At 59.9% G+C, this 25592-nt stretch carries 27 protein-coding genes; 12 read left to right on the top strand and 15 right to left on the bottom strand.

Features of this window, described 5'->3' with window-relative positions; genetic code table 11:
• Positions 1 to 43: 43 nt before the first annotated feature.
• From fusA to B472_RS06790, 8 genes are all read right to left on the bottom strand, one after another.
• Positions 44 to 2146 (bottom strand): elongation factor G, encoded by a 2103-nt coding sequence (gene fusA, locus B472_RS06825; RefSeq protein WP_019426276.1) that lies wholly within the window; start codon positions 2144 to 2146, stop codon positions 44 to 46.
• A 99-nt stretch (positions 2147 to 2245) separates the two neighbouring features.
• Positions 2246 to 2716, bottom strand: coding sequence for a 30S ribosomal protein S7 (gene rpsG, locus B472_RS06820; protein ID WP_019426275.1), 471 nt, complete (start codon positions 2714 to 2716; stop codon positions 2246 to 2248).
• A gap of 165 nt (positions 2717 to 2881) precedes the next feature.
• Positions 2882 to 3259 (bottom strand): 30S ribosomal protein S12, encoded by a 378-nt coding sequence (gene rpsL / locus B472_RS06815; RefSeq protein ID WP_011466063.1) that lies wholly within the window; start codon positions 3257 to 3259, stop codon positions 2882 to 2884.
• Between the two features lie 138 nt (positions 3260 to 3397).
• The gene (locus B472_RS06810) at positions 3398 to 4555 is read right to left on the bottom strand and encodes a D-alanyl-D-alanine carboxypeptidase family protein (protein ID WP_026039419.1); all 1158 of its coding nucleotides are present in this window, start codon (positions 4553 to 4555) and stop codon (positions 3398 to 3400) included.
• Between the two features lie 105 nt (positions 4556 to 4660).
• Entirely contained in the window at positions 4661 to 5287 is a 627-nt protein-coding gene (locus B472_RS06805) for an alpha/beta hydrolase (protein ID WP_019426273.1), read from the bottom strand.
• Positions 5287 to 5631, bottom strand: a complete 345-nt coding sequence (locus tag B472_RS06800; protein WP_019426272.1) for a ferredoxin — start codon at positions 5629 to 5631, stop codon at positions 5287 to 5289. Before B472_RS06800 ends, B472_RS06805 begins: the two co-directional genes overlap by 1 nt.
• A 36-nt stretch (positions 5632 to 5667) precedes the next feature.
• Positions 5668 to 6774: a VanZ family protein gene (locus B472_RS06795; protein ID WP_019426271.1), complete on the bottom strand. Its 1107-nt coding sequence runs from the start codon at positions 6772 to 6774 to the stop codon at positions 5668 to 5670.
• Positions 6775 to 6796: 22 nt separating this feature from the next.
• Complete coding sequence (locus tag B472_RS06790; RefSeq protein WP_019426270.1) at positions 6797 to 7225, bottom strand: CopD family protein; 429 nt, start codon at positions 7223 to 7225, stop codon at positions 6797 to 6799.
• A gap of 324 nt (positions 7226 to 7549) precedes the next feature.
• Here B472_RS06790 and hemB point away from each other — a divergent pair, with 324 nt between their 5' ends.
• Together hemB and B472_RS06780 are read left to right on the top strand one after the other, a co-directional pair.
• On the top strand, positions 7550 to 8554 hold the full coding sequence (gene hemB, locus B472_RS06785; protein WP_019426269.1) for a porphobilinogen synthase: 1005 nt from the start codon (positions 7550 to 7552) through the stop codon (positions 8552 to 8554).
• Positions 8551 to 9732 (top strand): magnesium transporter CorA family protein, encoded by a 1182-nt coding sequence (locus tag B472_RS06780; protein WP_019426268.1) that lies wholly within the window; start codon positions 8551 to 8553, stop codon positions 9730 to 9732. The genes hemB and B472_RS06780 overlap by 4 nt, the downstream gene beginning before the upstream one ends.
• 46 nt (positions 9733 to 9778) lie before the next feature.
• On the opposite strand, the gene B472_RS06775 is transcribed toward B472_RS06780, so the two are convergent.
• Positions 9779 to 10468 (bottom strand): dienelactone hydrolase family protein, encoded by a 690-nt coding sequence (locus B472_RS06775; protein ID WP_026039417.1) that lies wholly within the window; start codon positions 10466 to 10468, stop codon positions 9779 to 9781.
• A gap of 27 nt (positions 10469 to 10495) precedes the next feature.
• Positions 10496 to 11098: a 2-hydroxychromene-2-carboxylate isomerase gene (locus tag B472_RS06770; protein WP_019426266.1), complete on the bottom strand. Its 603-nt coding sequence runs from the start codon at positions 11096 to 11098 to the stop codon at positions 10496 to 10498.
• A 76-nt stretch (positions 11099 to 11174) separates the two neighbouring features.
• On the opposite strand from B472_RS06770, the gene B472_RS06765 reads away from it, so the two are divergent.
• Genes B472_RS06765 through B472_RS06755 form a run of 3 tightly spaced genes read left to right on the top strand, consistent with a single transcriptional unit; the run spans position 11175 to position 13048 of the window.
• Positions 11175 to 11921: an SDR family oxidoreductase gene (locus tag B472_RS06765; protein ID WP_019426265.1), complete on the top strand. Its 747-nt coding sequence runs from the start codon at positions 11175 to 11177 to the stop codon at positions 11919 to 11921.
• Entirely contained in the window at positions 11921 to 12394 is a 474-nt protein-coding gene (locus B472_RS06760) for a MaoC family dehydratase (RefSeq protein WP_019426264.1), read from the top strand. Before B472_RS06765 ends, B472_RS06760 begins: the two co-directional genes overlap by 1 nt.
• Positions 12395 to 12412: 18 nt before the next feature.
• Positions 12413 to 13048, top strand: coding sequence for a MarC family protein (locus B472_RS06755; protein WP_019426263.1), 636 nt, complete (start codon positions 12413 to 12415; stop codon positions 13046 to 13048).
• Positions 13049 to 13051: 3 nt separating this feature from the next.
• On the opposite strand, the gene B472_RS06750 is transcribed toward B472_RS06755, so the two are convergent.
• Positions 13052 to 13987 carry a LysR family transcriptional regulator gene (locus tag B472_RS06750; protein WP_019426262.1) on the bottom strand — a complete coding sequence of 312 codons (936 nt, stop codon included), beginning with the start codon at positions 13985 to 13987 and terminating at the stop codon, positions 13052 to 13054.
• Positions 13988 to 14126: 139 nt separating this feature from the next.
• Between B472_RS06750 and B472_RS06745 the strand changes: the two genes are divergently transcribed.
• The 3 genes from B472_RS06745 to B472_RS06735 all read left to right on the top strand — a co-directional run bounded on the left by B472_RS06745 (position 14127) and on the right by B472_RS06735 (position 18552).
• Entirely contained in the window at positions 14127 to 15638 is a 1512-nt protein-coding gene (locus B472_RS06745) for a CoA-acylating methylmalonate-semialdehyde dehydrogenase (protein ID WP_019426261.1), read from the top strand.
• Between the two features lie 186 nt (positions 15639 to 15824).
• The gene (locus B472_RS06740) at positions 15825 to 17513 is read left to right on the top strand and encodes a GMC family oxidoreductase (RefSeq protein WP_026039416.1); all 1689 of its coding nucleotides are present in this window, start codon (positions 15825 to 15827) and stop codon (positions 17511 to 17513) included.
• A gap of 280 nt (positions 17514 to 17793) precedes the next feature.
• Positions 17794 to 18552 carry a TSUP family transporter gene (locus B472_RS06735; protein ID WP_026039415.1) on the top strand — a complete coding sequence of 253 codons (759 nt, stop codon included), beginning with the start codon at positions 17794 to 17796 and terminating at the stop codon, positions 18550 to 18552.
• A 15-nt stretch (positions 18553 to 18567) separates the two neighbouring features.
• On the opposite strand, the gene B472_RS06730 is transcribed toward B472_RS06735, so the two are convergent.
• Positions 18568 to 19491: a DMT family transporter gene (locus tag B472_RS06730; RefSeq protein ID WP_019426258.1), complete on the bottom strand. Its 924-nt coding sequence runs from the start codon at positions 19489 to 19491 to the stop codon at positions 18568 to 18570.
• Between the two features lie 55 nt (positions 19492 to 19546).
• On the bottom strand, positions 19547 to 20644 hold the full coding sequence (alr, locus tag B472_RS06725) for an alanine racemase (protein ID WP_019426257.1): 1098 nt from the start codon (positions 20642 to 20644) through the stop codon (positions 19547 to 19549).
• Positions 20645 to 20883: 239 nt separating this feature from the next.
• On the opposite strand from alr, the gene B472_RS06720 reads away from it, so the two are divergent.
• Genes B472_RS06720 through B472_RS06705 form a run of 4 tightly spaced genes read left to right on the top strand, consistent with a single transcriptional unit; the run spans position 20884 to position 23791 of the window.
• Entirely contained in the window at positions 20884 to 21501 is a 618-nt protein-coding gene (locus B472_RS06720; protein ID WP_238147397.1) for a DedA family protein, read from the top strand.
• A gap of 10 nt (positions 21502 to 21511) precedes the next feature.
• Complete coding sequence (locus tag B472_RS06715) at positions 21512 to 22408, top strand: DMT family transporter (RefSeq protein WP_019426255.1); 897 nt, start codon at positions 21512 to 21514, stop codon at positions 22406 to 22408.
• 51 nt (positions 22409 to 22459) lie between these two features.
• Positions 22460 to 23248 carry an alpha/beta hydrolase gene (locus tag B472_RS06710; protein ID WP_019426254.1) on the top strand — a complete coding sequence of 263 codons (789 nt, stop codon included), beginning with the start codon at positions 22460 to 22462 and terminating at the stop codon, positions 23246 to 23248.
• A gap of 60 nt (positions 23249 to 23308) precedes the next feature.
• Positions 23309 to 23791, top strand: a complete 483-nt coding sequence (locus tag B472_RS06705; protein WP_019426253.1) for a glutathione peroxidase — start codon at positions 23309 to 23311, stop codon at positions 23789 to 23791.
• Between the two features lie 45 nt (positions 23792 to 23836).
• On the opposite strand, the gene B472_RS06700 is transcribed toward B472_RS06705, so the two are convergent.
• Positions 23837 to 24220: a hypothetical protein gene (locus B472_RS06700; RefSeq protein ID WP_040505855.1), complete on the bottom strand. Its 384-nt coding sequence runs from the start codon at positions 24218 to 24220 to the stop codon at positions 23837 to 23839.
• A gap of 127 nt (positions 24221 to 24347) precedes the next feature.
• A complete protein-coding gene (glcF, locus tag B472_RS06695; protein WP_019426251.1) occupies positions 24348 to 25589 on the bottom strand; it encodes a glycolate oxidase subunit GlcF in 1242 nt (413 codons plus the stop codon).
• Positions 25590 to 25592: the final 3 nt, after the last annotated feature.

The following is a 25592-nucleotide window of genomic DNA, read 5'->3' as shown; positions in this document are numbered from 1 at the left end:
CCCGAGCAAATTCGCTGGCGAATTTGCTCGGGCACGCTTTTCATTACTTAGCCCTTGAAGCGACGATGGCCTCGGCCACGTTACGTGGGGCTTCAGCGTAGTGCTTGAATTCCATGGTGTAAGTGGCACGACCTTGTGACATCGAGCGCAGTGTGGTCGAGTAGCCGAACATTTCGGACAATGGCACTTCGGCCTTGATGGCCTTGCCACCCCCGACCATGTCGTCCATACCTTGAACCATGCCACGGCGTGAGGACAAGTCGCCCATCACGTTACCGGCGTAGTCTTCTGGGGTTTCAACTTCCACCGCCATCATGGGCTCCAGAATCACAGGCTGGGCTTTGCGGCAACCTTCTTTGAAACCAAAGATGGCGGCCATTTTGAATGCCATTTCGTTCGAGTCCACATCGTGGTACGAGCCGAAGTGCAGCGTGACTTTGACGTCAACGACGGGGTAGCCCGCCAACACGCCTTGACCCAAAGCTTCGATCACGCCTTTTTCCACCGCAGGAATGTATTCACGAGGAACCACACCGCCCTTGATGGCGTCAACGAATTCAAAGCCTTTACCCGGCTCTTGAGGTTCTACCTTCAGAACCACGTGGCCGTATTGGCCCTTACCACCGGACTGACGCACGAACTTGCCTTCGGCTTCGTCCACGGTCTTGCGGATGGTTTCGCGGTAAGCCACTTGAGGCTTGCCCACGTTGGCTTCCACACCGAATTCACGCTTCATGCGGTCCACGATGATTTCGAGGTGCAATTCGCCCTGACCACCAATGATGGTCTGGCCGGATTCTTCGTCGGTTTGCACACGGAAGGATGGATCTTCGGCAGCCAGGCGGGACAAAGCGATGCCCATTTTTTCCTGGTCGGCTTTGGTCTTGGGTTCAACGGCTTGGCGGATCACCGAGTCGGGGAACACCATGCGCTCGAGCGTGATCACCGCGTTGGGATCGCACAAGGTTTCGCCTGTGGTCACGTCTTTCAAGCCCACGCAAGCAGCGATGTCGCCGGCACGGATTTCGTCGACTTCTTCACGGTTGTTGGCGTGCATCTGAACGATACGGCCAATGCGCTCTTTTTTGCCGCGCACCGAGTTGAACACGGTGTCGCCTTTTTTCAGCACGCCGGAATACACACGCACAAACGTCAACTGGCCCACGAACGGGTCGGTCATCAATTTGAAGGCCAGTGCCGAGAACTTTTCGTTGTCGTCAGCTTTGCGGGTGATTTCAACTTCGTCTTCGTCAAAGCCCTTGATGGCTTTCACGTCCAAAGGCGAAGGCATCAATTCCAGAACCGCATCCAGCATGCGCTGAACGCCTTTGTTCTTGAACGCTGTGCCGCACAACATGGGTTGGATTTCGCTGTTGATCGTGCGAACGCGCAAGCCATGCGTGATTTCTTCTTCGGTCAAGTCGCCTTCTTCGAGGTACTTGTTCATGAGTTCTTCAGAGGCTTCAGCGGCAGCTTCCACCATCTTCTCGCGCCACTCCTTGGCCACTTCGACCAAGTCAGCAGGGATTTCTTCGAAGGTGAACTTCATGCCCTGGGAAGCTTCGTCCCAGATGATGGCTTTCATCTTGCGCAGATCCACCACGCCGGTGAAGTTTTCTTCAGCGCCAATCGGGATCACGATGGGCACAGGGTTGGCCTTCAGGCGCAACTTCATTTGCTCCACGACTTTGAAGAAGTTAGCGCCAGTGCGGTCCATCTTGTTCACAAAGGCCAGACGTGGCACTTTGTACTTGTTGGCCTGACGCCAAACGGTTTCAGACTGAGGCTGCACGCCGCCCACAGCGCAATACACCATGCAGGCGCCGTCCAGCACGCGCATGGAACGCTCCACTTCGATCGTGAAGTCCACGTGGCCGGGGGTGTCAATGATGTTGATGCGGTGGTCTTCGAAAGAGCCGTCCATGCCCTTCCAAAAGCAGGTGGTGGCAGCAGAAGTGATCGTGATGCCACGCTCTTGCTCTTGCTCCATCCAGTCCATGGTGGCAGCGCCGTCGTGCACTTCACCAATCTTGTGGTTCACGCCGGTGTAAAACAAGATGCGTTCGGTTGTGGTGGTCTTGCCAGCGTCAATGTGCGCCGAAATACCGATGTTGCGATAACGCTCGATGGGGGTGATGCGAGCCATATGTTTCTCCAATGATTAAGTACCAAAGCCCGCCACCCCTTTTGGGGCCAGCGGGCTGGCTTCTGACAGTGTGAGGCTTCTTTATGAAGCCTCTGTGAATCAGAAGCGGAAGTGCGAGAACGCCTTGTTGGCTTCGGCCATGCGGTGAACTTCGTCACGCTTTTTCATGGCACCACCACGGCCTTCGTTGGCCTCGAGCAATTCGTTGGCCAAACGCAGGGCCATCGACTTCTCACCGCGCTTGCGTGCGGCTTCTTTGATCCAGCGCATCGACAGCGCCAAGCGGCGAACAGGGCGCACTTCAACAGGCACCTGGTAGTTCGCACCACCCACGCGGCGGGACTTGACTTCCACCATGGGCTTGACGTTGTTGATGGCGATGGAGAACAGCTCGACAGGGTCTTTGCCTGTTTTCTTTTCCATGTTTTCGAGGGCACCATAAATGATGCGCTCGGCCACAGCTTTTTTGCCGCCTTCCATGATCACGTTCATGAACTTGGACAACTCGACATTGCCGAACTTGGGATCCGGCAGGATTTCACGTTTAGGGACTTCGCGACGACGTGGCATATTTCACCTCATATTGCTTCAGTTGGCATCTTTTCAGACACCGCGAGGGTTATTCAAAACCACTCACTTACTCGACCCACCTGGACAATTCCGGGCTTCGGGTCACTTCGCTGAATCACCGCGCCACGCGGGAAACAGCACCGAAAAATTTCAACCCGTGAGGGTTTACTTGGCCTTTGGTTTCTTCGCGCCGTACTTGGAGCGAGACTGCTTGCGGTCTTTCACGCCTTGCAGGTCCAAAGAACCGCGGACGATGTGGTAACGCACACCCGGCAAGTCTTTGACACGACCACCGCGCACCAGAACCACCGAGTGTTCCTGCAGGTTGTGGCCTTCACCGCCGATGTAAGAGATGACCTCAAAACCGTTGGTCAAGCGCACTTTGGCAACTTTACGCAGAGCGGAGTTAGGCTTTTTAGGCGTTGTGGTGTACACACGGGTACAGACACCACGGCGCTGTGGAGAGTTTTGCATCGCAGGGCTTTTGGACTTGATCGTTTCGACCTCGCGCCCCTGACGCACCAATTGATTGATGGTTGGCATTGTTTGTAACGTCCCTAAACGTTGAATTTTGACAAAAGAAACTTCCCCGCCCCAAAAGCGGAAAAGCCCGCCAGTATAACCGCACAGCGAACTCTGGGCAAGTTATCCACAATTTGGCGCCTTATGCAGGTTCAAGGCCTACTTGATCCAAAGGCGCACCGAGCCCCAAGCGCGCCCAAAAATGCCCGCCTGCTCGACCGGTTCGAGCACCGTCAAAGGCACTTCGAACAAGGGCCTGTCGCCCTGCAGCACCTTGAGGCTGCCCACGGACTGGCCTTTGACAAAAGGTGCAATCAAGGGGTCAGGCCGAACCACTTGGGTTTTCAATTGGGCCGCCGTACCCGAGGGCACCGCCACGATCAAGGGGCGATCTGATCCCAGCTTGACCACCGCTTGCTTGCCTTTCCAGACCGGGGGCGTCACCACCGATTGGTTGGCCTCGAACAATTTGACCGCGTCAAAGGCGGCATAACCCCAGTTGAGCAACTTTTGGCTTTCGTTGGCGCGCGCGTTTTCACTTTCAGCCCCCAAAACCACACTGAGCAGGCGACGCGCGCCCACATTGGGAAACTCGCGTTTGGCCGAAGCCACCAAACAGTAACCCGCGGCTTGGGTATGGCCGGTTTTCAGCCCATCCACCGAGGGGTCCCTGAACAAAAGCAAATTTCGGTTGCTGTCATTGGCAGCGGGGGTGCCTGCATAACGGTACTTTTTGATGGCGTAATAAGGGACATAGTCAGGAAAGTCCCGCATCAAACGGGTGGCCAGCGCGGCCAGATCCCTGGCGGTTGTGGTGTGACCGGGGGCGGTCAGGCCCTCCGGGTTTTTGTAGGCCGTGTTGTTCATGCCCAAAATGCGGGCCTGATCATTCATCAACTGCACAAACCGCTCCACACTGCCCGCCACCCCTTCGGCCAAGGCCACAGTGGCGTCATTGCCAGACTGCACAATCATGCCTTTGATCAAATCCTCGACGGGCACCTGCATCTTGGGATCGATGAACATGCGCGAACCGGGCATCTTCCAAGCCCGCTCGGAGACCGGCAAGGCTTGCTGGAGGTTCAGCTTGCGGGATTTGAGCGCATCGAAGACCAAATAAGCGGTCATCAGTTTGGTCAAAGACGCGGGTTCAACCGCCATATCAGGGTCTTTGGCGGCCAGCACTTGATTGGCCGTGACGTCCATCAAAAGGTAGGCTTTGGCAGCCAACTCCGGCGGCTGAGGCATCTGGGCGTGGGCCGCCCCAGAAAGAACAAGGCAAAAACAGCTGGCCAGAATTTTGAGGAAGAGGTTCATCGCGGGTAAATCATGAAAAGTCTTGAAGCCATGTGGGCCCAAATCGCGCGCCCACATGGGCGGACAAGCGAAGAGAGGGCGAGGGCACCCAACGGGTCTGGCCACTCAGGCCTTCATGTGACGGATCACCAAGGATTTGAGCAAGGGCAATTGTCCGTGAAAGAAATGCTCAACGCCGGGAATCACCGTGATCGGCAGGGATTGCGGCCGGGCCCAATCCATCACACTGGCCAGCGGCACCGTGTCGTCTTGCTCGCCATGCACCACCAAGCAGCGCTCGTGCAGGGACTGGGGCACGGGTGCCACCTCAAAACGCGAGGCCGCCGTGCCCACGAGCACCAAGGCCTGCGGCAAGCGCGCCTCGCCCAGGGCTTGCACCACATGGCTGGTGACAAAAGCGCCAAAAGAAAACCCCGCCAAGGCCAAGGGCCCATCAGGCGCCAACTGGTCGATCAACCGGCGCATGTCCACGGCCTCCCCTCGTCCTTCGTCGTAGGACCCCGCACTTGCTCCGACACCCCTGAAGTTGAAACGCACTGCGCGCCAGCCACATTGCACAAAAGCACGGGCCAAGGTTTGCACCACTTTGTTGTGCATGGTGCCGCCAAACAAGGGGTGAGGGTGGGCAATCACCGCCGTGCCCTGCAAAGTCCCTTCTGGGGGCGAATCCATCAGCGCCTCCAGGTTGCCCGCTTCGCCTTGGAGGGTCAGGGTTTGGGTGGCCTGGTTCATCAGCGCCCCAAGTGCTCGGGGGTCACAAGACGCTCGACCACCTGACCATTTTTCAGGTGTGATTCAACGATTTCGTCGATGTCCGCGTGGTCAACGTACGAATACCAAACCCCCTCGGGATAGACCACCGCCACAGGGCCGCCCGCACATCGGTCAAGGCAGCCGGCCTTGTTCACCCGAACTTCGCCGGGGCCAGCCAAACCAAGGGCCTTGACTTGGGATTTGCAATGGTCAAACGCAGCCTGTGCGTTGTGCTGGGCACAACAAGACTCATTGTTTTTGCGCTCATTGAGGCAAAAAAAGATGTGCCGCTTGAAATAGGGTGGGGTCTGGGGAGTGCTCATCCAGCAATTTTAGGCCTGCTGGGGTGGGCCTCACATTCAAGGTCGCCCAGCAGAAGGTGACATGGACAGTTGGCGCACCAAATACACCAACAAGGCAAAAGGCCACGACCAACCCAACCACTGAATCAGCCCATGAAAGCGGATAAAGCGGCCCTGCTCCCAAGTCTGCAAGGTCAATGGAAAGTAAGCATCGGCCGACGCCGTGTTGAGCAAGCTCAACTGCAGCACCAGTGCCGCCAGCGCCAGCACCCAGCAAAGCCGCGCCGAGGCCAAAGACAAGGCCAGCGCCAAGATCAAGGCAACGGCAAGCCCTTGCAGGACCTCGGGACTGACCCAGCCCCAGGCATGCACGGGTCCATAGGTCAAAGCCGCCGACAAAGCACTGGCCAGCATACCCACGACCAAACACAAGCCGGCCAAAACCCAGCGCTGAGGCCTGCGCTGCACCACGCCATACACCAGCAAACACGGCAGCAGCAAACCCAAGGCCACACACAAAGACTCGGTCATGGGCAGCATGGGCTGGAGCTCCACCTCGCGCACCGGCCAAGACTCCAGCCACGGCGTGTCTTGCAACCAATCAATCCAAGTGCCTTCCAAACGCTCCAGCACTTGACCCAAACCAAAAGGCACGGCAGCCGGAAACAGCAAGGCCAAAGGCCAAACCGCCAACAAAGCCAAAGCACCACTGGCTTCGGTCTCAAACCAGCGGTCACGAAACCGGTTCCAGGGGTCCATCAGTCCGACCCCAACCAAGCCACGCGCCACCACCGCACCCGCCCAAGCTCCGCCAATGTTCAAGGCCGTGTCCACGTTGGAAGGCACCCGAACCGGCAGAAACATCTGCAGCGACTCGAGCGTGAAGGACAAGCATCCGGCCACTAAAGTGGCCACCACCACGGCAGGCCAGTGAGGGCGCATGCGGCGCAAACTCAAAGCCAGCAAAAAACCCAGCGGGGCATAGCCCAGCACGTTGGACAGCACATCAAAACCCGTCCAATAGCGTGGCCATGAAGCGGTCAGGAATGACCAGGACATGACGCCCTGAAAGCGCCAGTTATCAAATGGATAGAGGCTGGCGTAAACGATCAGAACTGCGTAAATGCAGAACAAGGGCCAAGCCGCTGAAGTGCGCCGTGTCATGCCGACCCCTTAAGACAGCCCCTTAAAAGGGTTTGACCACCACCAAAATGACCGCCGCCACCATCATGAGCACTGGGGCCTCGTTGTACCAGCGGTACCAAACATGGCTGCGCTGGGACTGACCGTTTTCCAATTGGCGCAGCAAAACGCCACAACTGTGGTGATAGGCCAAAAGCGCCACCACGATCAGCAACTTGGCATGCATCCACCCCTGCCCACCGCCCAACCCAATGCCGTAATAAAGCCACAGCCACAAGCCCAGCGCCAAGGCCGGTATCGCCAAAATGGTCATGAAGCGGTAAAGCTTGCGAGACATCAAAAGCAAGCGCTCCCTTTCCGCCACCGAACCCGGCTCCACCATGGCCAAATTGACAAAAATTCGGGGCAGGTAAAACAGGCCAGCAAACCAGCTGGCGATGAACACGATGTGAAGGGCTTTGATCCAGAGCATGGCTCAAGTGTAGTCAGAGATGGCTCTCGCCGCACACCCAAGGCGAGCAGGCAAAAAAAACCCCCGGCCTGGGGCCGAGGGTGGGAAACCTGTCAACGTTACCGTCTCCAGGCCCCGCTCAGGGAGGTAAAGCGGGAGGCAGCAAGCTGCCCGAAGTCAATTTATCAAATATCAAAACCGATAACAAGTCTGAATTTGTCTTTTATGTAACTTTTGATGTTTATGGCACAAACACGATGGGCTGACGGCGGACTTGTTGCCTGAGCGACTGGACAGGTTCGACAGGCTTTGGCATTGGCGAGGACTTCAGGCACAATTTTCACCATGAACCCAGTTGCCCCCTTCCCCGCCAATCGCCCACGCCGCTTGCGCCGTGATGAATTCACCCGCAACTTGGTGCGCGAACACCAAGTCACGCCGCACGACCTGATTTACCCGGTGTTCGTGCTGGACGGCCAAAACCAGCGCCAGCAAGTGGCCTCCATGCCCGGGGTCGAGCGCTTGTCGCTCGACCTGCTGCTGCCCGTGGCGGAAGACTGCGTCAAGCTCGGCATCCCGGTGATGGCCCTGTTTCCGGTGATCGACGCCAGCCTGAAGGACCCGACCGGCAGCGAGGCCATGAACCCCAAGGGCTTGGTGCCCCGCGTGGTGCGCGAACTCAAAAAACGCTTTCCCGAGCTGGGCGTGATGACCGACGTGGCACTCGACCCCTTCACCAGCCACGGCCAGGACGGCCTGCTGGACGAGACCGGCTACATCCTGAACGACGCCACCACGGCCGTGCTGGTACAGCAAGCCCTGGCTCAAGCCGAAGCGGGTGTCGATATGGTCGCACCCAGCGACATGATGGATGGGCGAATCGGCGCGATCCGCCAAGCACTCGAAGCCCGGGGCCTGATCCATACCCGCATCATGGCCTACAGCGCCAAATACGCCAGCGCCTTTTATGGCCCCTTCCGTGACGCGGTCGGCTCGGCAGGCAACTTGGGCAAGAGCAACAAAAAGGTCTACCAGATGGACCCGGGCAACAGCGACGAAGCCCTGCGCGAAGTGGCCATGGACTTGGCCGAAGGCGCCGATATGGTGATGGTCAAGCCCGGCATGCCTTATTTGGACATCGTTCGGCGTGTCAAAGACGAGTTCAAAGTGCCCACCTTTGCCTACCAGGTGTCCGGGGAGTACGCCATGCTCAAAGCGGCCGCGCAAAACGGCTGGCTGGACCACGATTTGGTCATGATGGAAAGCCTTTTGGCCTTCAAGCGAGCCGGTGCCGACGGCGTGTTGACTTACTTTGCACGCGACGCCGCACGCTGGATTGCGGCCCGTTGAACCAAGCCATCCTTTCTGAAAACGTGCCCGGATTGCGGGCATTCAGCATCAGCGATGGCCAGGTTCAAGCCCTGCCCGCGGAGACCTCTCTGCCTGACTTGCCCGGCGCTTTGCCGGTGCAAGGCTTTGTCTGGTTGGCGATCTCAAGAACGCAATTTGAACGCCAATTGCCAGAGGTCCAGGCTTGCTTGCAGCAACTGACCGGCCACCATTTGGTCGACCTGCACGTGTCAGACTTGTTGAACAGTCAACTGCCTTCGCGCTACGACTTCACCTCGCACTACGACCTGTTGGTCTTTCGCCGCCTGGCGCCACAATCGGCAAGCCCCAGCCGGGCGCAAGCCGAGCGCCCGAAGCCACCCCGCACCAAGCGGCCCGGCCCCCCGATTCTTCAACGCATCGACACCAGCCCGGTGGGCTTTGCGGTGTTTGACCGCGTCCTTCTGAGCGTGCACCCTGACGACTGTGCCGTTCGAGACGCTTATGCCAGTCGCTTGCTGGTCGCCACGGCTGTTCAAGCGACCGGCCAGGACCCACGGTCCGCCGGAGCACGCGGCATCCCTTTGAGCTCAGCCGACCTGATGCTGCGCATCGTGAGCCACATGGTGGATGCCTATTTGGATTTGCGTCGCGAACTGAGCCGCCAGCTGGACCATTGGCAAACCGAATTGATTCAGCCCAAGACCCGGTTTCGGCGCTGGGACGCCTTGCTGCAAGCCCGCTTGGCTTTGCACCAGCTGGAAGACCTGTGCGACGACCAGCACACCGCCATGCTCAACTGGAACGAAACCCTGGACGACTGGGTGGTCAACGACGACCCGGCTGCGCTGCGCGAACACGAATTGCTCAAAGTGCGCTGCCGCGACGTGCTGGAACACATTGACCGGGTGGTGCACCATGTGCGCCGCCTGGAACACAACACCGAAACCGCCGTGCAAATGCATTTCAATGCACAGGGCAACCGCACCAACGACATCATGCGCACACTGACGGCGCTGACCGCCATCTTCTTGCCTTTGAACCTGATAGCAGGCATTTTTGGCATGAACTTCGAGTTCATCCCTTGGCTGCACACCACCAGCGCCTTTTGGTGGACGCTCGGCAGCATGGGTGCGATTGCGCTGACCATGGGCTTGGTGTTTTGGCGCAAACGCTACTTGGCACGCACGGGCGACTGAACCCGGCCAAAAACCTCGCCCGTCCATCTCCCGCCATGCCGGGCACTCAGCCCAGGTGCTGTTTGAAAAATGCCAACGTGCGCTCACGCGCCAGTTGGGCCGAAGGCGCATGCCATGAGCCGCGCTGGTCGCAGTTAAAACCATGGTGCGCGGCATACGTGTGAACAGCCACTTCGGGGTGCGCTTTTTGAAAGACTTCGACCGTGTCCATCGGAATCCAACGGTCTTCTTCGGCAAAGTGCGCCATGACGGGCACTTGCGGGTGACGGGCGGTTTCGGCCTCGGTGGTCACACCACCGCCGTAATACGGCACAGCAGCACTCAAGCCCGACAAAGTGCAGGCCGCACGCCAGGTCAGCAAACCGCCCCAGCAATAACCGACGATGCCCACCTTGCCACCCGACACTTGGGCTGCATGGTCAACGGCAGACTGAATGTCTTGCATCACACCCGGCGCAGGCAAGGCCTCTGCCGCGGTTTTGTAGCCAAAACCCTCGCCCATGTCGGCGTCGGTGTAACCCAGCTCCACCCCGGGCTTGACGCGGTGAAAAGCGGCTGGGGCCACAGCCAAATAGCCCTCAGCAGCGTAACCATCGGCCACCTGGCGAATGTGGCTGTTCACCCCAAAAATCTCCTGAATCACCACCACGGCGCCCTTGGGCGCACCCACAGGGTGCGCCACGTAAGCAGGCACCATGGTGCCATCTGCCGCTTTGAGCTCGATCATCGTTCCCATGCACATCTCCTGGTTGGTCAACACGCTTCAACGGGCCAATGCACGCTCGACAAATTCGAGTCGGTCTTGGCCCCAAAAAATCTCGCCCTCCACCACATAGCTGGGGGCACCAAAAACACCCGCATCGATGGCCGCCTGGGTGTAGCTTTCATACCGCTCCTGCACCGCTTGGCTGCGCGAAGCATCCATCCACTGAACCGGTAAGCCCTGCTCGCTGAGCAGTTCAGCCAGGACCTTGTCATCGGCCATGTTGCGCTCTTGGGCCCAACAGGCGGTCAAAATCGCACCGGCGATTTTCAGGGCGGCCAATGGGCCTTGGGCCAGATCGGCGGCAATGATCAAACGGGCCGAATCGTCCCCCCCCACCGGGAAATACTTGGGCTTGAGGTTCAATGGCACATTCAGGTGCTGGCTAAACCGTTGCAACTCCACCAAGCGGTAGGCTTGGCGCTGCGGGGCTCGCTGACCCAAAGGCAACCCACCCGAAATCGGGAAGACCTTGCCCCCTAAGTCGATGGGCATGACGCGCACGGTGGCGCCGGTGCGGTGCACGATGTCGGCCAAGCGCTGGTGGCCCAAATAAGCCCAGGGGCTTTGCGGGGCGAGGTAATAGTCCACTGTGCGACCCATGGTGTCTCCTTGTGCGTTGTGTAATCTGGGCTGTGCGGTTTTAACCGCAACAAACCATTTTTGCAGGAGACACACGATGAACAAGGTCTTGTTGGTGACCGGTGGCAGTCGGGGAATCGGGGCCGCCACAGCCCTTTTGGCCGCCCAGCAGGGCTGGACGGTGGCCGTGAACTACACCGCCAACTCGCTCGCTGCCGATGAGGTGGTGCGCCAAATTCGCAGTGCAGGCGGCAATGCCATCGCGGTCCAGGCCGATGTGGCCGACGAAGCGCAGGTCATGCGCATGTACGAACACATCGACGCCAAGCTGGGCCGCCTGTCGGGCCTGGTCAACAACGCGGGCGTGGTCGACGTCTATGCCCGCGTGGCCGACATGAGTGTCGCGCGCTTGAAACGCATGTTCGACATCAACGTGATGGGCAGCCTGATTTGCGCCCGCGAAGCCGTGCGCCGCATGAGCACCCGCTACGGCGGTGAAGGCGGCAGCATCGTCAACGTTTCGAGTGCCGCCTCCCGTCTGGGATCGCCCGGCCAGTATGTGGACTACGCCTCGGCCAAAGGGGCGATTGACGCCTTCACCTTGGGCCTGGCCAAAGAGGTGGCGGCAGAAGGCGTGCGCGTCAACGCCGTGCGCCCGGGCTTGATCGACACCGAAATCCACGCCTCTGGCGGCCTGCCGGACCGCGTGAAAGACCTGCAGCACCTGGTGCCCATGCAACGCGGCGGCACCGCCGACGAGGTGGCGCAAAGCATTGTCTGGCTCTTGTCTGACGCCGCCAGCTACACCACCATGAGTTTGATTGACGTCTCCGGGGGCCGTTGATGGCCGGGATCAAATACTTTTGGGAAGACATGGCCGTGGGCCAAGTGCGCGATCTGGGCACCATCACGCCCACCCGCGAAGAGATCATTGCCTTTGCCACCCAGTTTGACCCTCAGCCCTTTCACCTGGACGACGAAGCGGCCAAAGCCTCGGTGTTTGGCGCCTTGTCGGCCAGCGGCTGGCACACCTGTTCGATGGCCATGCGGCTGATGGTGACCAACTTCCTGTGCGAAACCTCCAGCCTGGGCTCACCGGGGCTGGAGGGCATCAAGTGGCTCAAGCCGGTTTATCCGGGCGACATCCTGCGCCTGCAAAGCACCGTGCTGGAGACCAAGCCCATGGGCAAGCGCCCCGATGTGGGCATGACGCGCAACCTGTGGGAAATGTTCAACCAGCACGGCGACAAAGTGCTGCACATGGAAGGCTGGGGCATGTTCCGCCGCCGCACACCGGCCACCACGGCCCCACCCTGAAGCCTGCACAATGCGGTGATGGACTTCAAACCGCTCATCACCCTGCTGGCCATCGTCAACCCCTTGGCCATCGTCCCGTTTTTCATCCACTACACGCAGGGCTTTAGCCACGCGCAGCGGCAACGCACCATTTGGGTGTCGTCTTTCAGCGCTTTCGTGGTGATCGCCGCCAGCGCCCTGCTGGGTCTGCAAATACTGGCGTTTTTCGGCATCTCGCTGGCCAGCTTTCAAGTGGGCGGCGGCATGCTGTTGCTGACAGCGGCCTTGTCCATGCTCAACGCCCAGCCCGCCGAAGCCCGCGCCAACGCCGATGAGGTGCACGACGCCGAAGCCAAAGCCGCCATGGGGGCCAGCATCGCTGTGGTGCCGCTGACCATCCCCCTGCTGACGGGCCCGGCCACCATGTCCACCGTGGTGATTTACGCCGAAAAAGCCAAAGACTTTGCCCAACTGGCCACCCTGGTGGGCTACGGCGTGGTGATCGCGCTGGCCACGGCCTTGTGCTTCTCCTTGGCCACCCCGATTGCCCGCATTCTGGGCAAAACCGGCATCAACGTCATGACGCGGCTCATGGGTTTGATTTTGGCGGCACTGGCCGTGGAAGTGATGGCCGACGGGCTGCACAAGCTGTTTCCAGTGCTGGCCGGACACTGACCACTAAGCGAACCCCTGCACCAAGCCATTGCGCAAAGCGTCCACCAAGGCCGTCACGGCCCGGGGCACATGCGGTGCATAGGGCCGGATGGCGTAAATGGTTTCAGCGAAAGCACCCACCGGTTTCCACTGGGGCAACACCTGCGCCAGTTTGCCTTGTCGCAAGGCGGCTTGGGCACTGAAGTCGGGCAGCAGGGCAATGCCTGCGCCGGCCAAGGCGGCTTCGCGCAGCGCCTCACTGTTGTTGGCCGCCAAATTGCCCATGACCGGGACCGTGATGCGCTCATCACCCTCTGTGGGGTGTCGCGGCTCAAAGGTCCAAACGGGGGTGTCTTGTGAGCGGGGGTAATGCAGGCAATTGTGGGCCTGCAGGTCCGCAGGGGTTTGCGGTTCGCCCTGTTTGCGCAAATAGGCGCGGGTGGCCACCAGCACCGATTCGGTCGCGCACAGCGCCCAAGCCACATGGGTATCGGGCGGGCGGGCCGTGTGGCGGATCGCCAGATCGAAGCCCTCGGTGGTCAAGGCACTCAAACGGTCAGACATGTCCAACTCGATGCGCACGTCGGGATAGTCCTTCAAGAAGTCGGCGAGCAAAGGCACGAGTTGCTGGCGCGCAAAGGCGACCGGCGCGGTCACGCGCAACAAACCGCTGGGCTGCTCGGCCAGGTCGCGCACCTGGGCAAAACTCTGCTCGATTTGCTCAAACGAAGCACGGGTCTCGTCCACCAGTTTTTGCCCCGCTTCGGTCAGCCGCAGGCTGCGGGTGGTGCGCTGGACCAGGGTGACCTTGGCCGCACGCTCCAGCTCGGCAATGCGCTGGCTCATGGCGGCCTTGCTCACGCCCAGGCGGGCGGCGGCGGCCGTGTAGCTGCCTTGCTGTGCGAGCACGCTCAGCCAGTGCAGATGGGTCCAGAGGGTGTTGATCTTTTGCTCTTCCATGTACGCATTGTTCACTATTTTGAACAATCAATTCAGTTTTAGGATCTTGTGACGGGTGGCGAGGGTGCCTACACTTGCCACGCTGCACAAAACATTCGCGCCCAGACGCGCGCTCCCACATTCCCAACGAAAGTCCCCAATGAGCATTTCCCAAATCGGTCATTACATGGGCGGCCAAGTGGCCGCAGGCACTTCGGGCCGCAGCCAGAGCGTGACCAACCCCGCCACCGGTGCCGTGACCGGCAACGTGGCCTTGGCCAACACATCGGAAGTGGCCCGGGCCGTGGCCGCTGCCCAAGCCGCATTCCCCGCTTGGTCCGACACGCCGCCCCTTCGCCGCGCCCGCGTGATGTTCAAGTTTCTCGAGTTGCTGAACCTGCACAAGGACGAGCTGGCCCACATGATCACCGCCGAGCATGGCAAGGTCTTCACCGACGCGCAAGGCGAAGTGAGCCGCGGCATCGACATCGTGGAATTTGCCACAGGCATTCCGCAGTTGCTCAAGGGCGACTTCACCGACCAGGTGTCGACCGGCATCGACAATTGGACCCTGCGCCAGCCCCTGGGCGTGGTGGCGGGCATCACGCCGTTCAACTTCCCCGTGATGGTGCCCATGTGGATGTTCCCCGTCGCCATTGCCGCGGGCAACACCTTCATCCTCAAACCCAGCCCCACCGACCCGACGCCTTCGCTGTTCATGGCCGAGTTGCTGAAAAAAGCCGGTTTGCCCGACGGCGTGTTCAACGTGGTGCAAGGCGACAAAGAAGCCGTGGACGCCTTGCTGGAGCACCCCGATGTGAAAGCCATCAGCTTCGTCGGCTCCACCCCGATCGCCAACTACATTTATGAGACAGGCGCCCACCATGGCAAGCGCGTGCAGGCCTTGGGCGGCGCGAAAAACCATTTGGTGGTCATGCCCGACGCCGACATCGACCAGACCGTGGACGCCTTGATCGGTGCGGGTTACGGCTCAGCCGGTGAGCGTTGCATGGCGATTTCCGTGGCAGTGCTGGTGGGCGATGTGGCCGACAAAATCATCCCGAAACTGATCGAACGCACCAAGACCTTGAAGGTCCTCAACGGCGAAAACCTCGCCGCCGAAATGGGCCCCATCGTCACCGACGCAGCGCGTCAACGCATCAAGGGCTACATCGACGCCGGCGTGGCCGAAGGCGCCAAGCTCTTGATCGACGGCCGCGAGTTTGATGGCGCCAAGGCGGGTGCCGGTTGCGAGCAAGGTTTCTGGCTCGGCGGCACGCTGTTTGACCACGTCACCACCGACATGAAGATCTACAAAGAAGAAATCTTTGGCCCGGTCTTGAGTTGCGTGCGCGTGCCCGACTTTGCCACCGCGGTGCAGATCATCAACGACCACGAATTTGGCAACGGCGTCTCCTGCTTCACCCGCGATGGCAACGTGGCGCGTGAGTTTGCGCGCCGCATCCAAGTGGGCATGGTGGGCATCAACGTGCCCATCCCCGTGCCCATGGCCTGGCACGGCTTTGGCGGCTGGAAGCGCTCGCTGTTTGGCGACATGCACGCCTATGGCGAAGAGGGCGTGCGTTTTTACACCAAGCAAAAGTCCATCATGCAGCGCTGGCCCGAGAGCATTGGCAAAGGCGCGGAGTTTGTGATGCCCACGGCCAAGTGAAGTGACTTCAAGAGCCGCATTTCTGTTTTCCGCGAAGGTGACTGGCCGGGGTCGCAGGGCCTCATCAGTCGCTTTGCGCCAGCAAATCGGCCCTACGGCCCCGTCCAGTCACCCTTGCTGCACTTGCTGGGCCTCCATGGCTGGTTGGCGTGCACAATCGTGAACCGAGAAGTCAAGGTCAAAACCATGAACGACAACAGCTTCGACTACATCATCATCGGCGCGGGCACAGCGGGGTGTTTGCTGGCCAACCGGCTCAGCGCCGACCCCAGCAAGCGGGTCTTGCTGGTGGAGGCGGGCAAAAAAGACAACTACCACTGGATCCACATTCCGGTGGGTTATTTGTACTGCATTGGCAATCCGCGCACAGATTGGCTTTATCAAACCGAACCGGCCGAGGGCTTGAATGGTCGCAGCCTGCGCTACCCGCGCGGCAAAGCGCTGGGTGGTTGCAGCAGCATCAACGGCATGATTTACATGCGCGGTCAATCGCGCGACTACGACCATTGGGCCGAAGTCACGGGAGACGATGCTTGGCGTTGGCGGCAGTGTTTGCCTGATTTCAAGGCGCACGAAAACCACCACAAGCTCGACGCCACTTTGTCGCATGAATTTGCCCGTCAGCATGGCGGTGCGCGCGATGCCTTTGCCCAATTGCACGGCCATGGTGGCGAGTGGCGCATCGAAAAGCAACGACTGCGCTGGGATGTGCTGGATGCTTTTGCCCAAGCTGCGGTGCAGGCTGGCATCCCGGCCACGCCGGACTTCAACACCGGCAACAACGAAGGTGTGGGCTATTTTGAGGTGAACCAAAAAGACGGCTGGCGCTGGAACGCCTCCAAAGCATTTTTGCGACCCGCGCAGCAGCGCCCCAACCTGACGGTCTGGACCGAAACCCGGGTGCAAGCCCTGCAACTGGCGCCCCAGCCTGATGGTCGCATGCGCTGCGAAGGTGCCACGTTGTTGCGGCAAGGACAAACGCTCAACGCATCTGCCAAAGCCGAGGTGATCTTGAGCGCGGGCAGCATCGGTTCGGTGCAAATTTTGCAACTCTCGGGCATTGGCCCAGCAGCGTTGCTGCGGGCCAAAGGTGTCCCCGTGTTGGTCGATCTGCCGGGCGTGGGCGCTAACTTGCAAGACCATTTGCAAATTCGCACGGTTTACAAAGTGCGCAACACCACCACCCTCAACACCTTGGCCAGCAGCCTGTGGGGAAAAGCCAAAATCGGCCTGGAGTACGCCCTCAAGCGCACTGGCCCCATGAGCATGGCACCCAGCCAGTTGGGGGCCTTCACCCGCAGTGACCCGAGCCGTGCCTGGCCCAACATCCAGTACCACGTCCAGCCCCTGAGCTTGGACGCTTTTGGCGAACCCCTGCACAGCTTTCCAGCCATCACGGCCAGCGTGTGCAATTTGAATCCCACCAGCCGAGGCACCGTCCAGATCAAGACGCCTCACTTTGAAGACGCCCCCGCCATTGCACCCAATTACCTGGCCACCGACGAGGACCGCAAAGTGGCCGCCGACAGCCTGCGGGTGACGCGCCGCATCATGGCGCAAACAGCCATGGCGCCTTTTTCTCCCGAAGAATTCAAGCCCGGCGTGCAGTACCAAACCGACGAAGAGCTGGCCAAGCTGGCCGGTGACATTGCGAGCACCATCTTTCACCCGGTGGGCACCACCCGCATGGGCCGCGATGACGACCCGATGGCGGTGGTCAATGCGCGTTTGCAAGTGCGCGGGGTGACCGGCTTGCGCGTGGTCGACGCCGGTGTCATGCCCACCATCACCAGCGGCAACACCAACAGCCCGACGCTCATGGTGGCAGAGAAAGCCGCTCAGTGGATCGTGGCCGATGCCGCCCTGACGGCCTGAGCCAGCACGCCATCGGGTCCAAACAGGGATTTACCCCCGGATCGGGAAATCCCTGAGAAAAACCGCCACCGGCATCCCTTACATTGCAACAACTCGGTGCACAGCAGTATCTGCATCTTGAGGGCCGAGGAGACAACTCGAACCCCGAAGAACTCGAACATCACCCAACATCCGAACGAGATGTACTTTCCCAAGCGTCGCGCAAGCGGCGCTTTTTTTTGCCTGCTGATCAGCGACTGTGCGACAGGCCTTGCGCCCTTGGGGTGACACAATCCTTGCCATGGATTTATTGATTGTGACGCTGGCCTCGCTGCTGGCAGGCTTGGTGGACTCGATCGTGGGCGGCGGCGGCCTGATTTTGCTACCGGCCTTGTTTGCCACCTTTCCGGGCGCACCCCCCGCGACTTTGTTTGGCACCAACAAAAGCGCCTCTATTTGGGGCACTGCTTTTGCGACTCTCCAATACAGCCGCAAGGTGGTGATGCCTTGGCGCTCCTTGCTGCCTGCAGCAGGTGCGGGCCTGGTGGGCTCGGTGATCGGGGCATGGGTGGTCACGCAAGTCGACCCCGCCTTGTTTCGCAAGGCGCTGCCCGTCATGCTGGTCGCCTTGCTGGTCTACACACTGGCCAAAAAGGACATGGGCCGCGAGCACGCACCCCGCTTTACCGGCCGAAAAGAGATTTGGGTCGCCTCTGGCATTGGCTTGACGATCGGGTTTTACGATGGGTTTTTTGGTCCCGGAACGGGCAGTTTTTTGGTGTTTGCCTATGTGCGTTGGCTGGGCTATGACTTCTTGAACGCCTCTGCCTCGGCCAAATTCATCAATGTGGCGACCAATTTTTCAGCCCTCATGCTGTTCGCCTACCAAGGCCATGTCTGGTGGCATTTGGCGCTGGCCATGGCGGTGGCCAACATCGTGGGCAGCTTGATCGGCACGCGCTTGGCGCTCAAACACGGCTCGGGCTTTGTGCGCCAAGTCTTCATCTTCGTGGTCTTGGCCTTGATCTGCAAAACCGCCTACGACACTTGGTTCAAGTGATGACGACCACTCGGCTCAGCGCATGCGCCATTTGATTTGCCCGGCATATTGGGCCAAAGCCACGCCCAGCAAGGTCACGCCCGCCCCGGCAATCTTGATCCAGGTATAGTGCTCGCCAGACAGCGCCCAAGCAAAAAGGCCCGCCATCGGCGGCATGAGGTACATGAGGGGCGCAGACCGGGCCACCCCCCGCACCGTGTTGATCCAACCCCAGGCCAGCCAGCCCAAAAAGGCCGACACCAACACCGACCAAAACAAGCCCACCCAAGCCCAAAAATCGAGCAGCGACCAGTTGGCCTCCAGCCCAGCAGGCACCGACAGCAGCATCACTGGCAAACCACCCAACAAGGTCGCATAGCCCATGGTCAGCACAGGCCCATGCCGTTGCATCACAGGCCTTACCGCCACCGTGTAGTAAGAAAAAAGAGATGCAGCGACCAACAACACCAAGTCACCGCCACCCGCCCGCCAGTTGCCCCCCAACAGTTTGTCGGACAAGAACATCAAAACGCCGCCGAAAGCCAATGTGACCCCCGCTATTTGCGCGCTCGTCAAACGCTCTAGGCCCTGTACGCGCAAGATCAGCAAAGTGAAGATCGGGCCACAGGCCAAAATGACCGAGCTGGAAAACGCCGTGGACCAATGGATGCCGTAAGTCACCAGACCCACGTGCAAAGAATGGCCAATGAAACCCAGCCAGGCCATGTGCATCCAGTCCTTGCGCGGCAAGGGAGGCAGCCAAGCGCCCATGCGCCAACGCATCAGCAGCAAGGCACACACGGGCATGATGAGGTAACGCGCCCACAAAAAACCACCTGGCGTGATCAGGTCAAACAGGTACTTTTGCAGGGTGAAATTGCCGCCCCAGATGACGATCAAGACCAGCGCCACCACCAAGGCACGTTGGTCATGGGGGTGCGGTGGGGTGCGGTAGGGCATGAAAACAATTGTGCGGCCAAGCGCAAGGGGGCCATGTCCCCCGCGCAGCAAACTTTCAGTCGGCCACCACCACAGGCACCCGCGGCGCCAACGCGCACATGAGCTCATAGCCCACGGTGCCTGCCTTTTGTGCCACCTCATCGATGCTGAGCACCGGGCCCGAAACCGACCGTCCCCAAAGCGTGACGGTACTGCCCACACCGGCATCCGGAAAGGGGCTCAAATCCACGGTCAACATGTCCATGCTGACCCGCCCCACCGTACGGCCGCGCTGCCCATTCACCAGTACCGGCGTGCCGGTGGGGCAGATGCGCGGATAGCCATCGGCATAACCACAGGCCACCACACCGATGCGCATGGCCCCATCGGCCACAAAGCTGGAGCCATAGCCCACACTGTCGCCCGCTTGCAGTGACTGCACCGCAATGACCTGGGCATTCAAACTCATGACTGGCTGCAAATGCCAATCGCTCGCGTTGTTTTCAGGAAAGTCGGGCGAACTGCCATACACCGCGATACCAGGGCGAATCCAATCGGCCTTCACGGCCCCGTCCTGCGCATGGCGCAGCGCTGCAGCGCTGTTGCTCAAACTGCGTTCACCGGGTAAATCACGGGTGGCTTCTTCAAAAAGGGCCATTTGCGCGGCGATGCCTTTGGGGCCGTCGGCATCGCTGAAATGGGTCATGAGCGAAATTTCATCCACCTGAGGCAAAGCGTTCAAGCGCGTCCAGGCCGAACGAAAGCGCTGGGGAGCAAAGCCCAGCCGGTTCATGCCAGAGTTCATTTTCAGAAAAATACGGTGCGGCTCGTGCGTCTTGTGAAGCGCCAACATGTCGATCTGCTCGTCGCAATGCACCGTGTGCCACAGGTTCAGACGCGAGCACAGTTCAAGATCGCGCGCCTCAAAGGCCCCCTCCAAAAGCAAGATCGGACCGCGCCAACCCAAAGCACGCACGCGCTGGGCCTCGCTCAAGTCCAGCAGGGCAAATCCGTCGGCACCACGCAGCCCCTCAAACACATGCTCAATGCCATGCCCATACGCATTGGCCTTGACCACCGCCCAAACTTGCGCATCAGGGGCGGCCAGGCGCACCCGGTTCAGGTTGTGGCGCAAGGCTTGAGGGTGAATGGTGGCTTGTATCGGGCGGGGCATGGGTGTGCAAAAGGACTGACGAACACACGCAAGTGTGCCAGCAAAGTCCCCCCCTGCAAGCGGCCCGACGAGCCCTGTCAAATCGACCCCAAAGTGTGGGACCACAGCGACCTGACCCGTCTCTGGAAGGGGCTTACAAATGCTTTACACTGGCGCGCAGCCTGCTGAGCCCCTGCATTTCGCCAGGGGTTTTTTTAAGCGGCCAAACCTTGAAATCCATGGAAGTTTTTGAGTTTCTGATGCCCATCTTCACCCAATACGGCTATTTGGCTGTATTTGTGATGTTGCTCATTTGCGGTTTTGGTGTACCCGTTCCTGAGGATGTGACCCTGGTCACAGGCGGCGTGATCGCAGGTTTGGGGCATGCCGATGTGCACACCATGTTTGCCGTGGGCATGGCGGGCGTGATGGTGGGTGATGGTCTGATGTTCACTTTGGGCCGCCTGTATGGCGAGCGCATTGCCAAACTGCCCGGTTTTCGCAGAATCCTCACACCCGAGCGCTTTGCCCGTGCACAAGAAGCTTTTGAAAAATACGGCAAATGGGTCATGTTCGTGGCCCGCTTTCTGCCCGGTTTGCGCACGCCGGTGTTTTTCTCAGCCGGCATGAGCCGCCGTGTGAGCTTCGGCACCTGGTTCTTCATGGACGGCTTTGCAGCCCTGATCAGCGTGCCGATCTGGGTCTACCTGGGTTACTTTGGTGCGCAAAACTGGGACTGGATGTTTGGCGTGCTGCGCCAGTTCCAGCATGGCATTTTTGCCCTGCTGGGCATCGGCCTGGCCTGGCTGGTTTGGCGCTGGTGGCGCAAGCGCCAAGCCACGCTGGCGGCGGCCAAAGCCTCAGGCGACGCCTCCTGATCTGCCCTCCATGGGCAACACCTCCCCCAAAAGCCTGGCGGTCGCCGGGCTCCTGTTCAACGCTTTTGTTTGGGGCGTGTGCTGGTGGCCCTTCAAACAGCTCGAAGCACAAGGTCTGCATCCACTGTGGGCCACGGCGCTGGTTTACGCCTTTGTCTTCGTGTCCATCGCCCTTTGGCTTTGGCGCAGTGGGCAACTTCAGAGCTGGCGCGGCCACCCCGGGCTGTGGCTCTTGTTGCTCGCCTCGGGCCTGACCAATGTCGGCTTCAACTGGGCTGTGACCGTGGGCGACGTGGTGCGCGTGGTGTTGTTGTTTTATCTGATGCCCGCTTGGTCGGTGCTGGTGGCCTGGTGGCTGCTGGGTGAAAAGCCCACACCCATGGCCCTGGTGCGCTTGGTGCTGGCGCTGGCCGGTTTGTTCATCGTGCTCAAAACCCCCGAAACGCCTTGGCCGGTGCCCGAAAGCCTGGCCGATGGGCTGGCGCTGATGGGCGGCCTGACTTTTGCCATCACCAACGCCTTGCTGCTCAAGCTCAAGGACAGCCCCAGCGCATCGCGCACCCTGGCCATGTTTGGCGGCGGCGCGGTCATGGCCACGCTGGCAGCGATTGCGGGTTTGGCCACAGGGGTGGTGGCCATCGGCGCGGCCCCCACTTGGGGCTGGCTGCCCCTGGTGGCCTTGCTGAGCCTCTCGTTTTTGTTGGGCAACTTGGCGCTGCAATACGGCGCTGCCCGACTTGCAGCCCACACGACGGCCCTGGTCATGCTGTCCGAGGTGCTGTTTGCCAGCGTGTCCTCGGTCTTGCTGGGCGCCTCCAGCTGGGACAGCCGCACCCTGATCGGCGGGGCCCTCATTATGTTAGCGGCAGCTTTGTCGGTGATTGGCTATAGTTCAAAGAAAGGCTGAAACTCTAGAGCGTTCTAGCCGACTGTTGCGCCAACACTGCGGAGGATTGTGATGTCTAAATGGCTTATTTTTGGAATCGGCTTTCTGACGCACGCATGGGCGTTTGCGCAGGTGGTGAGCGTCGAATTCAAAGAGAAAGGGTTTTTGTTCAGTGATGCGCCAACCCTCAGTTTTTTATGGCCAGCCAAACAAGCCAAAGCCACGTTGGTCTTTATCCCCGGCGGAGAGGGCCGAATTGGCCTAACCCCTGATCGTAAAAACTTAGGTGGCTTTTACGGAAATACGCTCAAGCCATTAAGTGATGAAAAATTAAGCCGTGGCGCCTTCAATGTGGTGGTTTTTGACTCGCCCATTAACCTTCCAGGAATCGATTACCCCACTTCACGACAAGCCAATGAACATCTGCTCCGTATAGAAAGTGTCGTTCGTCACTTCAAGGATATGTACTCGCTGCCTGTCTGGATCATGGGCCATAGCAATGGGGCTGTGAGCATCACTGAGTTTTACAAAGCGCTTCAGAAGTCACAAAAAGAGGACCTGATCGCCGGGGCCATTTTTAGCGCAGCTCGTCATGGTGCAGACTTTAACGATAAGACCAAAATACCCATCCTTTTTTTAGCCCATGAGCGGGAGCAGTGTTCTAAAACATTGCCAGCAAGAACCAAAGCGGTTTATGACCAACAACAAAAAACGAACCCTTCGAGAACGGAATATGTCTTGATAAAAGGCGGTGAAGCGCAGCCTCAAAATCCCTGCAGCTCAGGATTTCATATGTTTTTCGGCGCATCGGAGGAGGCATATACCGCCATCGAACAATTCGCTTTCAACCCGTCAAATTGATGGCCTAACCAGCAAACAAGTCGCAGCCCGATTCCACCAACCCTGACCGCTAAGCACACCATGAGCCTCTACGACCTCGAAGCCCAAAGCATCGACCATCAAACCGTGCCCCTGTCGCGCTACAAGGGCCAAGTGATGCTGATCGTCAACACCGCCAGCGCCTGCGGCTTCACGCCCCAGTTCACCGGCCTGGAAAAGCTGCACAAATCCTATGCCGACCAAGGCTTGGCCGTGCTGGGCTTTCCCTGCAACCAGTTCGCCAGCCAAGACCCGGGCGACGACACGCAAATTGCCAACTTCTGCCAGAAAAACTACGGCGTGAGCTTTCAGATGATGAGCAAGGTCAAAGTCAATGGCGACGGTGCCCACCCGCTTTACCAATGGCTCACCGCCGAAGCGCCCGGCATTTTGGGCAGCAAGGCCATCAAATGGAACTTCACCAAGTTTCTGGTGGGGCGCGATGGGCGTGTGATCAAGCGCTATGCACCGCAGGATGCGCCCGAGAAAATCGCCAAGGACATTGAGGCAGCGCTGGCGGCTTGACCTGTTGCCCGAACTGGGCCTGCGCCATCTCGGGCCTGAGCCCGTTCAGGCCTGCCAAGTCAATACGGCCAACCAGAGCAACACAACTGCACCGCCCCACACCAGCACCCGCGTGCGCAGGCGCAGCACTTCCACGGTGCTGATCAGGCGCGCATTTTGTTCGGCCAACTCGGCCAGGGTTTCGGTGAGTTCGCGCTGGGTCTGGGCTTGGCGCTCGATCTGGCCTTGCGCAGCGATCAGGGCATTTTTGAGTTCGCCCAGACTCGGCACCGCGCTCACAGGGGTGGTTGCGGGGGTGCCCGCTTGACCGGTAGGCTGAGCGGGTTGACGGTCCATCAGCTTGCGTGCAGCCTTGAGCACCGAAGGCGCGTGTTCGATCACGTCGCCCCAGGGAATCACTTTGAGCGCCATCAACCAAGGTATCGCCATCGTCAAGTCCTGTGAGTGCGCTTTGCAAGCGCGGTATGCCATTGAGCGTTGAATACTACATCTGCCAGCATTTCCGTGCGGCTGGATACGGGTCTTGTCGGATGGGCGAAAGGACTTGGAGACGCGATCAAGAGCCGCTGATCGCCTCGTCCAGCAACTCCACCCAATGCCGCACCGGCAGGCCACTGCCGCTTTGCAGGTGCGTGATGCAGCCGATGTTGGCGCTGATGACGCCTTGGGGCTGCAGCGCATTCAGGTGACCCAGCTTGCGGTCGCGCAGCTGCTTGGACAGATCCGGGTTGAGCACGCTGTAAGTGCCGGCCGAGCCGCAGCACAGGTGCGACTCGTTGGCGGTGACCTTGATCTGAAAGCCCAGATCTCTCAAATGCTTTTCCACACCGCCTTTGAGTTGCTGGCCATGTTGCAGCGTGCAAGGCGGGTGGTAGGCCTGCAGGCCTGCGGCTTGCAGCGCCTCAGGTTTGATCTTGGCTTGGAGCAAAGGCACCAGCTCGGGCAGCAGCTCGCTCAGGTCTTTCGTCAGCGCGCCGATGCGGGCGGCTTTGTCGGCGTAAAGCGAATCGTCTTTGAGCACATGGCCGTAGTCCTTGACCATCACGCCGCAGCCCGAAGCGTTCATCACAATCGCCTCGACCTCGCCCGATTCGACCAGTGGCCACCAGGCGTCGATGTTGGCGCGCATGTGGTCTTTGCCGCCATCGTGGTCGTTCAGGTGGAATTTGAGCGCGCCGCAGCAACCGGCTTTGGGAGCCGTCACAGCCTGGATGCCTGCGGCATCGAGCACGCGGGCGGTGGCGGTGTTGATGTTGGGGCTCATGCTCGGCTGAACGCAGCCGGCCAGCATCAGCACCTTGCGGGCGTGCTGCGCCGTGGGCCAGGCACCGGCGTCTTGCGGCGCGGGCACTTTGGCCTTCAGGCTTTCGGGCAGCAGGCCGCGCACCATCTGGCCCATCTTCATGGCCGGGGCAAACAGGGGCGAAGGCAGGCCTTCTTTCAGCGCCCAGCGCACCAGCTTTTCACCAGCAGGGCGCTCGACTTTGGCGTCCACCAGCTTGCGGCCAATGTCCACCAAGTGGCCGTATTGCACGCCACTCGGGCATGTGCTTTCGCAGTTGCGGCAGGTGAGGCACCGGTCCAGGTGCATCTGGGTTTTGCGGGTGGGCGTTTCGCCTTCCAGCACCTGCTTCATCAGGTAAATGCGGCCACGCGGGCCGTCCAACTCGTCGCCCAGCAGCTGGTAGGTGGGGCAAGTGGCGGTGCAAAAGCCGCAGTGCACGCACTTGCGCAGAATCGCTTCGGCCGCCAGGCCATCGGGGGTGTTTTGGTATTCGGGGGCGAGCTTGGTTTGCATGAC

The organism is Limnohabitans sp. Rim28 (assembly GCF_000293865.2).
Lineage (GTDB): Bacteria > Pseudomonadota > Gammaproteobacteria > Burkholderiales > Burkholderiaceae_C > Limnohabitans_A.
This window is presented reverse-complemented; position numbering and strand designations above follow the sequence as displayed.